Origin of the sequence: Sphingorhabdus lutea, assembly GCF_001889025.1 — a bacterium.
In the GTDB taxonomy this organism is placed as follows: domain Bacteria; phylum Pseudomonadota; class Alphaproteobacteria; order Sphingomonadales; family Sphingomonadaceae; genus Sphingorhabdus_B; species Sphingorhabdus_B lutea.
On record NZ_CP018154.1, the window covers coordinates 876,940 to 888,910 of the forward strand.

Sequence of the window (11,971 nt, forward strand, 5' to 3'; positions counted from 1 at the left end):
TTATTATTTAGATTAAGGATTATGGGTTTAGCGGCGGGGATAATGTCCGCTCACATTTGCCCAATTTTGCCCGAACAAATGCATAGTCGCTTTGAATACGGGCATGAATATCCTTATCATCACCGCCCATTTTATCGGTCGCTATGCTTTGCGGCAATTCACAGGCAAGACGATACCATAAAAGCGTGTTTTGCCGCACAATCGGACGATTTGATCCCAGCACTTCCTCATTTGAAACGCTCCAGCTTTTGCCATTTTGCGCATCAGTATCGATTAAAATGGCAAGCGGCTGTCCTTTTTCTGTTGCAAAAAATATTTCGGTTAACCCTGTGCCAATGATGGTGCCGGATGAGTGATAAGCGCTTTGCACGCCGGTAATTTTTTGCGGCGCATCCAATAATAACGCTTCTTTGGTAATATTACGGACCATGCGATCCAATTGGGGATCATAATTAAAGAATATATCAGGACGCAATAATCGTAAATCACCCATGGGCAATCCCTGATTATCACCAAAGACCATGATGCGTTGTTTTTTAAATTTAGGAAATTTGCCCTTCGCATTTGCCCTTACATCCATGACGAATCGCACAGTCGCGGGCATGCCATTTTTGCCGCGAATCAGGCTGTTTAATTGCAGCTCAACCAATTTGCGCTGTAATTTTTTATCAAGAAATGGAGTTTGAGAGGCGGGAACTTTTTTTTCTTTGGTAACGATACCGTCAATAATGATGGGGGAGGATAGGATAATATCCGCCAAATCGACATAGGTTGCGCCGCTATTCTCTGTAGATAAGGGGGGCATGTCGGCGCGCCCTTGTGCATGGGCAATTATGGGGTGGCCAAGCAGCATGGTAGAGGTTAATATTGCCCCAATATAAAATTTTAACATATTGTTAATCATTATTAAATTTGCCTCATCTCATCATCATATATTATCATGTAAATAAACTTATACGCCGTTAAATTTCCCCAATCATAGGAGATGGGGAATAAAATAATAGCGCATATTTAACCCTATTATCCGTAACGGCAATTTAAAACAAAAAAACATTGTCAAGCAATATGCGCAGCTTTCGATGAATTTCAGCTTAATTTAGATAAATGGCAAAATCGGATTGCAGGATCATGATCGACAAGTTAATGCATAGTTCGAATCAAAATAATAATAATGCGAATGATTTTGGGACGAGGGTTTGCTTTAATATTTACTGCATTTTTCTGACCAAGACATTCCAAATGAGTTAGGAGTAACATTTTGAATGGCTTATGCTGACCAAAATCAAATGACCAATGGTAAAATGGTCTCGGTTGCCTTGGTTGTGTTATTGCATGTGTTTTTGGGTTGGGCTTTTGTAACGGGCTTTGCTTATGATGCGATTACCGCGGCCAAGAAAAAACTTAACGTTGTCGAAGTTAAGGAAGAGGAAGAGCCACCGCCAGAAGAGGAGCTTCCTGAGCCTCCACCGGAAATTGTGAACGAACCGCCACCGGTTGTGTCACCGCCGCCGATCGTGAAAACGCCGCCGCGTGACAATAATGTGCAGTTCCAAAAGGAAATTCCGCCAAAGGCGCCGCCAACACCAAAGGCTGCTCCTCCGGCTCCGCCACCACCGCCACCACCGCCACCGCCACCGCCGCCGCCACCTGCGCAGCGTCCAAACCCTATTCCAAAGGGTAATCCAGGTAGCTGGGTGCCGACTTCAGAATATCCGTCGCGTGACATGCGTGCTGGTAATGAAGGAACGACACGCTTTACATTGACGGTGGGTCCAGATGGCCGCGTTGTTGATTGTAATGTCACAGGCACCAGCGGACATAGCAGTTTGGATGATGCCGCTTGCCGTAGCTTGAGAAGGCGTGGACGTTTTTCACCAAGGTTGGATAGTAATGGCAATGAAACCACCGGAACTTGGTCAAGCAGCGTGCGCTGGCAAATTCCGAAATAAGTCAATTAACATATAAAAATTATTCTTTATTTAAGAGGAAAGTAACATGGATTTAGAAATTTTAGCAGCGGCAGGTGCCGCAACGAAAAAAAGCTTTGGTTTTGTTGAAGCATTAAAAGAAGGCGGCTGGCCGTCATGGACCATTTTGGCAACATTGGTTGTTATGTCCATTGGTTCATTCTATATTTTGTTCACCAAATTGATCGACCAAAATAAAGTATTGAAGCAATCTAAAGAAGTAAAAGCCAATTTCTGGCGTGCAGCTGGCCTTCAAGAAGGCGCAGCGAAATTAGAAAAAAACAGCGCATATCGCCAATTGGTTGACGATGGTATTGCGGCACGTGAACAACATGGTTTGTTGACCGACCCTGTGGAAGCACATGATTGGTTGCATGGCGCGATGAACCGTTCGCAAGAAAGCATCAACAACTTCCTAAATGGCGGCTTGTCTTTCCTTGCAACCGTGGGTGCGACCGCTCCTTTCGTAGGTTTGCTAGGTACTGTTATCGGTATTTACAGCGCGCTTATTAAAATTGGTATCACCGGTGACGCGTCACTTGACAAAGTTTCTGGCCCTGTGGGTGAAGCGCTTATCATGACTGCTATTGGTCTGTTCGTTGCTGTTCCTGCTGTGTTTGCTTATAACTGGTTGCAAGCGCGTAACAAAACAATCGCTCGTGACATGGCTTTGTTCTCAAATGACGTTCTTGGCTTCATCACTTCAGGCGGTAAAGTAAAACCTGCTGTTACAGCTGCTCCTGCCGCAGCGGTTAAAAAACCTGCTCCTGCAGCACCTGTAAAGAAGTAAGCATATAATCTGGGCCCGTCCGTGGGCGGGCTCATTTTAAATGTTTGAGTAATTTATAAAGAGAGGTTTTGACCGATGGCAATTAGTATGGGAGAGGGCGGCGAAGACGCCCCTATGTCCGAAATTAACACAACTCCCCTAGTGGACGTTATGTTGGTTCTCCTTATTATCTTCCTCATCACCATTCCGGTCGCGATTCAAACCGTGAAATTGGAACTGCCTGTTGTGGAATTTGACCCAACCGTCATGAAAGCCGAAAATGTTGTTTTGGCGATTACGACCACCGATTCAGCCGGTCGTGATCCAGGTGATCCGGCATATGATGGTACAAATCCAAATGGCGAATGCCGTGTATATTGGAATATTGCCCCCATTGATTCCGAAGAACTTGTCAATAAAGCTGCCGATCATTTGAAAAAAGAGATTGAAAAGCTTGGCGGTGAAGCGGCAATTGCAAATGGTGATATTCTGCCCGAAGATTTACCAGAAGTGCATATCCGTGGTGACGTAAACACGCCATATAAATGCATTGGCGGCGCGGTTTTCCAGATGCAAATGGCAGGGTATAGCCGGATTGGATTTATTTCATCTCCAGTTGATCTTAACACCACAGCTGGTTGATCCGGACGGATTTAGAATTTTAGGAGAATAATTATGGGAATGAGCGCAGGAGGCGGTGGCGGTGATAAGCCAATGGGCGAAATGAACACAACGCCGTTAATCGACGTTATGTTGGTTTTGCTGATTATGTTTATCATAACCTTGCCCCCAATCACCAGCGCGGTGAACATTGACCTTCCGGTTGATGATGGTTCGCCGCCGCCACCCAATCAACCCGATCCGGTGATAAATAAAATTTACATCACCCCGGCCAGTGAAATTCAATGGAATGGCACACCGGTAACCATTGATCAGGTTGTTCAATATTTGCAACAGACAAAGGCGATGCAGCCTGTGCCTGAATTGCAATTCCAACCCGACCCAGCGACACCTTATTTAATTGTGGATGAGGTATTGGCTGAAATTAAACGGGCCGAAGTTGCGAATTTCGGTTTTGTGGGTAATGAGCAATATCGCCAATTTGGCAAAGCTGCTATTCCGCCACGTTAATTGGTTGATAAAATATATGAAGGACGGCCTCAATTTATTGGGGCCGTTTTTTATGCGGGCTATAGTTTAAACCGCATTGGTCTGTTTGAAACCATTGGTTTGTTTGAAACACATTGACCTTTAGTGTCAATTGGAATGTTCAACAGGCTTTTTTTGGAAAATTAGGATATTAAAGCATTGTTTATTATATAAAGCTGGGCTTTATCATGGCTTGAAAAATATTGCAGAACGCGTTGATGTTTGCGGCGCAGATGCCAAAATATAAGCCTATCCCCTCATATTATGACAATGTATCAAATTGGCGATTAAGATAGAATAAGAATAGGATTTTGCCCGAAGAATCCGCTTTTTAATCAGCCGACAGCGATAACCAAGCTTTGCTCCTTAATGGCAATATATATAAATAATTAAGCCTATGTGGGTTTCATTTAATGCTATCCCATAGCATATTGACGTGCCTATATATTTGCTTCGGCCCTATGGATAAAAATGCACGGCCTTCATAGTGATTAAGATTATATACAGCCCTTGAGCTGTCATCAATCATGACAACGAGCATAGCCCATGCCATTATCAACAATGAGCTGAAAAATTATATTTGAAGGCAAAAAAATTTAATGGTTAAACTGCAATTTCGCCAAACGGGAATATAGCCCGTCTTGAGCGTTAAGGGTTTCATGATTGCCTTGTTCAACAATTTCCCCATTATCCATCACAATGATGCGGTCGGCATTTCGCACAGTGGCAAGGCGGTGTGCAATGACCAAAGTGGTGCGATTGCGCATTAAATTATCCAGCGCCTTTTGCACATTTTGTTCGCTTTCCGCATCCAATGCAGATGTGGCCTCATCCAATAATAAAATCGGGGAATTGCGCAACAGGGCGCGAGCTATGGCAATGCGCTGCCGCTGTCCGCCCGATAATCTGGCGCCGCCTTCGCCTAAAAATGTGTCCAATCCATTGGGCAGTGCGCGCAAAAATTCAGCAGCATTGGCCTGTTCTGCTGCATCCCAAATGGCGTCGTCGCTGGCATCCCATTGGCCATAGCGCAAATTATCCCGTGCGGAGGAGGCAAATAATATTGTTTCCTGCGGCACATAGGCAAGGCGCTGTCGTATATCGGCGGGGTCCGCAGAGGTTAAGCCGACGCCGTCCAATCGAACAGTGCCGCCCTCTGGATCATAAAATCGTTGTGCCAATTGAAAAAGGGTCGATTTACCCGCGCCAGATGGCCCGACAATGGCCACAGTTTCACCTGGATCAACGCGCAATGTAAAATTATTAAGCGCCGCGACATCGGGCCGTGTGGGATAGTGAAATTTGATATTTTCAAATGATAATTGTCCACGCGGCGGTTCGGGCAATTGCACGGGGCGCGTTGGCGGGGCAATTTCCGGTACCTCCATCAGTAATTCGGCCAAGCGACTGGATGCGCCCGCGCCGCGAACCAAATCGCCATATACTTCGGTTAATGCGCCAAAAGAGCCAGCAACCAATCCGCCGCCAAGGACAAAGGCCGCAATGGTGCCGCCGGTAATTGTCCCTTCCTGCACTCCAATGGCGCCGCGCCACATTAACATAACAATGCCCCCGAAAATAAGCGCGATGACAATGGCGGTAAGGCCGGCACGCAATATGATACGGCGGCGTGCGGCGGTAAATGTTTGTTCAACAGAGGAAGCAAAACGTTCCTGTTCGCGTTGTTGTTGGCCAAATGCCTGCACAATTTTTAACGCGCCCAGTGCCTCGGAAATTAAGGTGCCAATATCGGCAACGCGGTCTTGGCTGCTGCGCGATGCCTTTTCCAAACGGCGGCCAATAAAAACAATGGGCAAAATAACGACGGGAATGCCGATTAACAATCCGGCGGTCAATGTGGGGACAAGGGTGAATAGGTATATCACGCCGCCCACGCCGACAAATAAATTACGCAGGGCCACGGAAATTGTCGTGCCGACAACCTGTTCAATAATGGCGGTATCTGATGTCATCCGGCTGGAAATTTCGGCGGGCCTGTTTTCTTCGAAAAAGCGCGGGGCAAGTCGCAATAAATTGCGCTGCACCTTTATTCTGATATCCGCGACAACCCGTTCACCAAGCCAGCTGACAAAGTAAAAACGCGATGCAGTGGCAATGGCGAGCACCACCACAATCATTAACATATATTCAAAATATTGGGAAATATCGCCGCCGCTTTGTGTCATAAAGCCGCCATCTATCATCCGTTGAAAGCCCGCCGGAATGGACAAAGTCGCCAAAGCCGCGACAATTAAGGAAAGGGCGGCAAGACCAAGCTGTTTAGGATATTGCCTTACCGCATCCCAAATCATTATCAAACTGGCAAGGCGCACTTTGCTTGCCTGGATCTTCTCATCGGCGGAGTTTACCTTTGCCTCATTCATATCATCCGATTTCGTCTGGGCCATATTTGTTGAAAAGTCGGATGGCATTTGTCCCAAATTTTTAGGTTCAACATTATCGCTGTGCGGCGTTATATTTTCGGATTTTGCTGTCATGGCCTTCGCCTAGCATTTGCAAGGGGATGAAACAATCATTTGTGCGCAAATGGCACAGATAATTCGACCAAATATGTATAAGTTAACATGAAAATTATTTTATCTATGGTGCAGTGCAATATAAATCTATATGATGGGTGGAAATAGAGATAGAAATACCCAAAAATCATGCTTTACACATTACATGAAATGCAAAAAAACTGGTTGGCCAGCGTCAGTTATATGGCCCAGTTACAGGCAAATTTATTAAATAATCCATCCAATCCCTTTGCTTATTTGGGGGGCGGGCCGGTGGTTGCCTCTGCTTTAGATGTTTTTGCGCATAGCGCGATGACGCGGGGTAAGCCCGATTTTGGCATCACCGAAACAATGATAGATGATAAAAATATCGCCATAGATGAACAGATTGAGGCACGAAAACCATTTGGCCAATTAAAACATTTTGTTAAATCGGGGATAAAGGACGCGCCAAAATTATTGATCGTGGCGCCGATGTCGGGCCATTATGCCACATTATTGCGCGGCACAGTGGCGCGGATGTTGCCTGGCCATGATGTATGGATTACCGATTGGCGCGATGCGAGGAATGTACCCCTGTCCGATGGGATATTTGATTTGGACGATTATATTGATTATTTGGTGGACTGGTTGGCGCATATTGGACCGGGCGCACATATGTTGGCCGTATGCCAACCATCCGTGCCATGTTATGCCGCTGCGGCTTTAATGTCAAAGCGTGGCGATCCCAATCGGCCGAAAAGCCTAACCATGATGGGCGGACCAATTGACACGCGCGAAGCACCCACGGCGGTGAATAAATTGGCCATGGAACGGCCATTTTCTTGGTTTCAACAAAATGTCATCGCCACCGTTCCGGCGCATTATGCGGGGCGCGGGCGCAAAGTATATCCCGGATTTTTGCAACTTGCCGGATTTATGTCGATGAATTTGGGCAATCATATGATGAGCCATTGGGAAATGTTTAAACATTTAATCGAAGGTAATGATGATGGCGCGGACGCCACCAAGGCATTTTATGATGAATATCGTTCCGTGTGCGATATGACAGCGGAATTTTATTTACAAACAATTGATTTGGTATTTCAAAATCATGCCCTGCCCAAGGGGGAATATATGCACCGCGGTGAGTTGATAAATGCTGCTGATATTACCGATATTGCGTTAATGGCGGTTGAGGGTGAAAAGGATGATATTAGCGGGATTGGACAAACAAAGGCTGCTTTAACCATTGCCACCCATTTGCCCGATAATATGAAACAATATTATATGGCCAAAGATGCGGGCCATTATGGTATTTTTAATGGCAGCAAATGGCGGGACAAGGTTGCACCGCGCGTAATTGATTGGATTGCAAAACATAATTGACTTTTCGGCTGTGCACGGCGTAAGCCATGGTGCATGGGATTGAGGATAAGCGCAGCAGTTGAAAATTGGCCCGTTCGCGGTGCTTTTGTCATATCACGCGGGGCAAAGACCAGCGTCGATGTGCTTGTCGCTGTGGTGGGATGCGATGGCCATTATGGTATGGGAGAGGCCACACCCATTTATTATCGCGGCGAAAATACCGGCAATTGTCTGGCCCAGATAGAGGCGATTATCCCCGAAATCGCGGGCATTTTCCCCTATGAAGCACAGCTTTACATCGCCGAAAAAATGCCCGCTGGCGCGGCGCGAAATGCACTTGATTGTGCATTATGGGATTTACGCACGAAAATATCAGGGCGGCCATTATGGCAAATTTTGAAACAAAAGTCGGCCCCCCAATCAATGTTAACCGCCTTTACCATTTCCTTGGGCAGCGCGGATGATATGCACCATGATGCGGCTGCGGCAGCGGCCAATGGATATGGTTTGTTAAAATTAAAATTAACGGGCGAGGGGGATGTGGAGCGGGTGGCCGCGGTGCATCACGCCGCCCCCCATGCACGGATTATTGTCGATGCAAATGAAAGCTGGCAGGGCCGCGATATAATGGCGCAGGCGGCAAAATTGCTGCCCTATGCGGTGGAGGCGATTGAACAGCCATTGCCAGCGGGGCAGGATGATATTTTGCTGCGCGGCACATCCCCCATTCCCATTATTGCCGATGAAAGCTGTCATCATGGCGCGGATATTGCGCGGCTGTCAGCCCATTATGATGGGATAAATATTAAATTGGATAAGGCAGGGGGATTAAGCGAGGCGATGGCCATGATGGACGCAGCAAAGGCGCATGACATGAAAATAATGGTCGGCTGTATGCTATCCACCAGCATGGGAATTTACCCCGCCTTTCATGCCGCGCAAATGGCCGATTGGGTGGATTTGGATGGGCCGGCCCTGTTGGCCGAAGACCGCGAGGATGGATTTATATTTGAAAATGGGATGATCGTGCCGCCATCAAATGTGACATAAATTGTCTGCACAATAATAGATAATATAAAAAGGCCCGCCATTTTAGAAAATGGTAGGCCGTTTTTTTAACCAGTTATGAAATATTAAAAAATCTCAAATAATCCGGCCGCACCCATGCCGCCGCCCACGCACATGGTAACAACCGCATATTTTGCGCCGCGACGTTTGCCCTCAATCAATGCATGGCCCGTGCACCGTGCGCCGGTCATGCCATAGGGGTGACCGATGGAAATTGACCCACCATTTACATTCAAAAGGTCATCATTTATGCCCAATTTGTCACGGCAATATAGCACCTGCACCGCAAATGCTTCGTTCAATTCCCACAGGCCGATATCGTCCATTTTCAGGTCAAAACGCTCCAATAATTTGGGAATGGCATAAACAGGGCCAATGCCCATTTCATCCGGCTCTGTCCCCGCAACGGCCATGCCGACATAACGGCCAAGTGGGGTCAGCCCCTTTTTCGCGGCAATGCCAGCCTCCATCACAATACATGCCGATGAACCATCGGAAAGCTGGCTTGCATTACCAGCAGTAATGGTCATGTCAGGGCCAAGCACGGGTTGCAAAGCCTGTAATCCGGCAAGCTGTGTATCGGGGCGGTTGCCTTCGTCCTTTGCGATGGTCACTTCTTGCTGGGTGACTTCCTTGGTTTCTTTATTCATCACATTCATGACGGTGGTGACGGGCACGATTTCTGCGTCAAACAAACCGGCGGCCTGTGCGGCAGCGGTGCGTTGTTGTGATTGCAGTGAATATTCATCCATGGCTTCACGGCTGATATTATAACGTTTTGCCACCACTTCGGCGGTTTGCAACATGGGCATATAAATGGCATTATGCATGGCGACCAATTGCTTGTCCGGTGCAACGCGCATTTCGGGGGTTTGCACCAATGAAATGGATTCCTGTCCGCCCGCCGCGACAATATCCATGCGGTCATGCACAACCTGTTTCGATGCAGTGGCAATGGCCATCAGGCCGGATGAACATTGGCGGTCAATTGTCATGCCGCCAACCGAAATGGGCAGGCCAGAGCGCAGCGCAACATTACGCGCCAAATTGGCGGCCTGTGTCCCTTGTTGAAGGGCGCTGCCCCAAATACAATCGTCAATCTCGCCGCCCTCAATCCCCGCGCGCTCAACCGCGGCTTTCAGGGCATAGCTGCCAAGTGTTGGGCCAGATGTATTGTTAAATGCCCCGCGATATGCCTTGCCCATGCCGGTGCGGGCGGTGGAAACGATGACTGCGTCACGCATAATATTATCCTTTATATTAAATTTAAATTTTATTTATTTTTATACGAAAAATTGGCTAATCCATTCGGCCATCAGGGCGGGTTTATCCTCCCCCTCTATCTCCACGGTAAATTCCAATGTCTGTTGCCATTGGCCGGGGCGTTTTTCCTCTAAATCCAGTAATTTGAAATGACCACGGACCCGTTTTCCGGACTTTACAGGGGCCAAGAAACGGGTTTTATTGCCGCCATAATTGACGCCCATTTTCACGCCCTCAACCTTGGGCACATTGGATTTAGCCATCATCACGGGGAAAAGCGACAGGGTTAAAAAACCATGGGCAATTGTCCCGCCAAAGGGGGTCATTTTTGCCATTTCTTCGTTAATATGAATAAATTGATGATCGCCTGTGGCATCGGCAAATTTATTTATCATGTCCTGATCCACCAAAATCCATTCTGATGAACCCAATATTTCACCTTTTTTGGCGGCCATATCTTGTGCGCTAATTGTCGTCATAAATCATCCTCCTTGGGCGCTGCCCTTTATGTGTTGGTGGATAATGTGGCGCGAAAAATATATAAAGGCAAGTTGTTCGCGCCCGACCTTACGGCTTTGGGGCTTATATATTCATTGCGCAGTTAAATTGCCGCGAATCATTTGCTTGGCTGCATTTTTACCATTTCGGCATAGGGCATAATCATGGTGCCATCGGGTGCGGATGTGAATGTTGTTTGCGTGGGATAGGCAAATTCATATCCTTCCTGTTCAAACATGGTCAAAATTTTCATGCCAATACGGTGGCGAACATCAAATAATAGGGATAAATCATGGCCATCCACATCGAATAATAATTCATAATCAAGCGAGCTGTCGCCAAATCCGGTAAACACGGCGCGAACAAATTGCGCCCCTTCATCCTCAACAATTTTTTGTAAAAGCCCGGGCAGGGCGGCAGCCTTTTCCACCTTGGTTTGGTAAATTATTCCCATTAAAAATGTGGAACGGCGGAAATGATTGGTGGTGATATTGGCGATTTCTTTTTCCAATAATTGGGTGTTGGAAACAATAATCTCTTCCCCTGTAATGGCGCGCAGGCGGGTGCTTTTCATACCAATTTTTTCCACGGTCGCAGTGGTCGCATCAAAACGCACCACATCGCCGCGTTTAAATGGTTTGTCCAAAATCATGGCAATGGCGGCGAATAAATCGGAAAATATCCCTTGAGCGGCCAAACCAATGGCAATGCCGCCCACGCCAAGACCCGCAATTAAACCTGTTACATTAACGCCCAAATTATCCAATATGACAATGGCCGCGATAATGAAAATAATTGCCCCAACTGCCAAACGGATTAACACCATGGCGTTCATCAGGCTTTCATTATCCTCATCTGGGTTGGATGCCCGCCTTTCGATTAAACCAATAATGAATTCGCGCGCCCAAATGGCAATTTGCACGGTAAGGACGGCCAAAAATATCATATCCACAATGCGCATGACACCGATGGGTAAATTGGGCTTGCCAACCAATTCCACCGCCACAGCAATGCGAAACCAATGGGTGGTTTTACCCACGACGCGGCTTAATAATGCAAAAAAGCTGTTATGATCGGCGCGTTTGTTGAACAGCCGGATTAAAAATCGTTTTGCCAATCCCAATATTGTATAAATGGCAAATCCGATAATCGCGGCAATAATCACATCTATCCAATGCATTGCCAACCAATGCCCCCAATCGGTCCAAATAGTGGCAAATTTATCGTATAATTGACCATATCCCCTTGCGCTTTCGGGCGCGGTTAACATGTTTGTCGCGGGGCTTTTGGCGGCGCTGGCCGATATTATCATGGCATTTATCATAAATATAAACATAGGGGGCGGGGGCATATGCTTCAAGTATAAAGCCGGCCTAAATCTGGCTTTCGTCTTT

11 protein-coding genes are annotated in these 11,971 nt (G+C 47.0%); 6 read left to right on the top strand and 5 right to left on the bottom strand.

What is annotated here, in order from left to right; translation table 11 throughout:
* Window positions 1-19: 19 nt before the first annotated feature.
* Window positions 20-904 (bottom strand): hypothetical protein, encoded by an 885-nt coding sequence (locus LPB140_RS04205; RefSeq protein WP_072558786.1) that lies wholly within the window; start codon window positions 902-904, stop codon window positions 20-22.
* A gap of 358 nt (window positions 905-1,262) precedes the next feature.
* Here LPB140_RS04205 and LPB140_RS04210 point away from each other — a divergent pair, with 358 nt between their 5' ends.
* The 4 genes from LPB140_RS04210 to LPB140_RS04225 all read left to right on the top strand — a co-directional run bounded on the left by LPB140_RS04210 (window position 1,263) and on the right by LPB140_RS04225 (window position 3,867).
* Complete coding sequence (locus LPB140_RS04210) at window positions 1,263-1,949, top strand: energy transducer TonB (RefSeq protein WP_072558787.1); 687 nt, start codon at window positions 1,263-1,265, stop codon at window positions 1,947-1,949.
* A 46-nt stretch (window positions 1,950-1,995) separates the two neighbouring features.
* Complete coding sequence (locus LPB140_RS04215) at window positions 1,996-2,757, top strand: MotA/TolQ/ExbB proton channel family protein (RefSeq protein WP_072558788.1); 762 nt, start codon at window positions 1,996-1,998, stop codon at window positions 2,755-2,757.
* A gap of 75 nt (window positions 2,758-2,832) precedes the next feature.
* The gene (locus LPB140_RS04220; RefSeq protein WP_072558789.1) at window positions 2,833-3,378 is read left to right on the top strand and encodes an ExbD/TolR family protein; all 546 of its coding nucleotides are present in this window, start codon (window positions 2,833-2,835) and stop codon (window positions 3,376-3,378) included.
* 33 nt (window positions 3,379-3,411) lie between these two features.
* Window positions 3,412-3,867 carry an ExbD/TolR family protein gene (locus LPB140_RS04225; protein ID WP_072558790.1) on the top strand — a complete coding sequence of 152 codons (456 nt, stop codon included), beginning with the start codon at window positions 3,412-3,414 and terminating at the stop codon, window positions 3,865-3,867.
* Between the two features lie 614 nt (window positions 3,868-4,481).
* On the opposite strand, the gene LPB140_RS04230 is transcribed toward LPB140_RS04225, so the two are convergent.
* Window positions 4,482-6,269 (bottom strand): ABC transporter transmembrane domain-containing protein, encoded by a 1,788-nt coding sequence (locus tag LPB140_RS04230; protein WP_072560325.1) that lies wholly within the window; start codon window positions 6,267-6,269, stop codon window positions 4,482-4,484.
* Between the two features lie 282 nt (window positions 6,270-6,551).
* On the opposite strand from LPB140_RS04230, the gene LPB140_RS04235 reads away from it, so the two are divergent.
* Together LPB140_RS04235 and LPB140_RS04240 are read left to right on the top strand one after the other, a co-directional pair.
* A complete protein-coding gene (locus LPB140_RS04235; RefSeq protein WP_072558791.1) occupies window positions 6,552-7,769 on the top strand; it encodes a polyhydroxyalkanoate depolymerase in 1,218 nt (405 codons plus the stop codon).
* A 33-nt stretch (window positions 7,770-7,802) separates the two neighbouring features.
* Window positions 7,803-8,798 carry a dipeptide epimerase gene (locus tag LPB140_RS04240; protein ID WP_072558792.1) on the top strand — a complete coding sequence of 332 codons (996 nt, stop codon included), beginning with the start codon at window positions 7,803-7,805 and terminating at the stop codon, window positions 8,796-8,798.
* An 83-nt stretch (window positions 8,799-8,881) separates the two neighbouring features.
* On the opposite strand, the gene LPB140_RS04245 is transcribed toward LPB140_RS04240, so the two are convergent.
* From LPB140_RS04245 to LPB140_RS04255, 3 genes are all read right to left on the bottom strand, one after another.
* Complete coding sequence (locus LPB140_RS04245) at window positions 8,882-10,060, bottom strand: acetyl-CoA C-acyltransferase (protein ID WP_072558793.1); 1,179 nt, start codon at window positions 10,058-10,060, stop codon at window positions 8,882-8,884.
* 39 nt (window positions 10,061-10,099) lie between these two features.
* Window positions 10,100-10,558, bottom strand: coding sequence for a MaoC family dehydratase (locus LPB140_RS04250; protein WP_072558794.1), 459 nt, complete (start codon window positions 10,556-10,558; stop codon window positions 10,100-10,102).
* Window positions 10,559-10,695: 137 nt separating this feature from the next.
* A complete protein-coding gene (locus LPB140_RS04255) occupies window positions 10,696-11,913 on the bottom strand; it encodes a mechanosensitive ion channel family protein (protein WP_232223450.1) in 1,218 nt (405 codons plus the stop codon).
* Window positions 11,914-11,971: the final 58 nt, after the last annotated feature.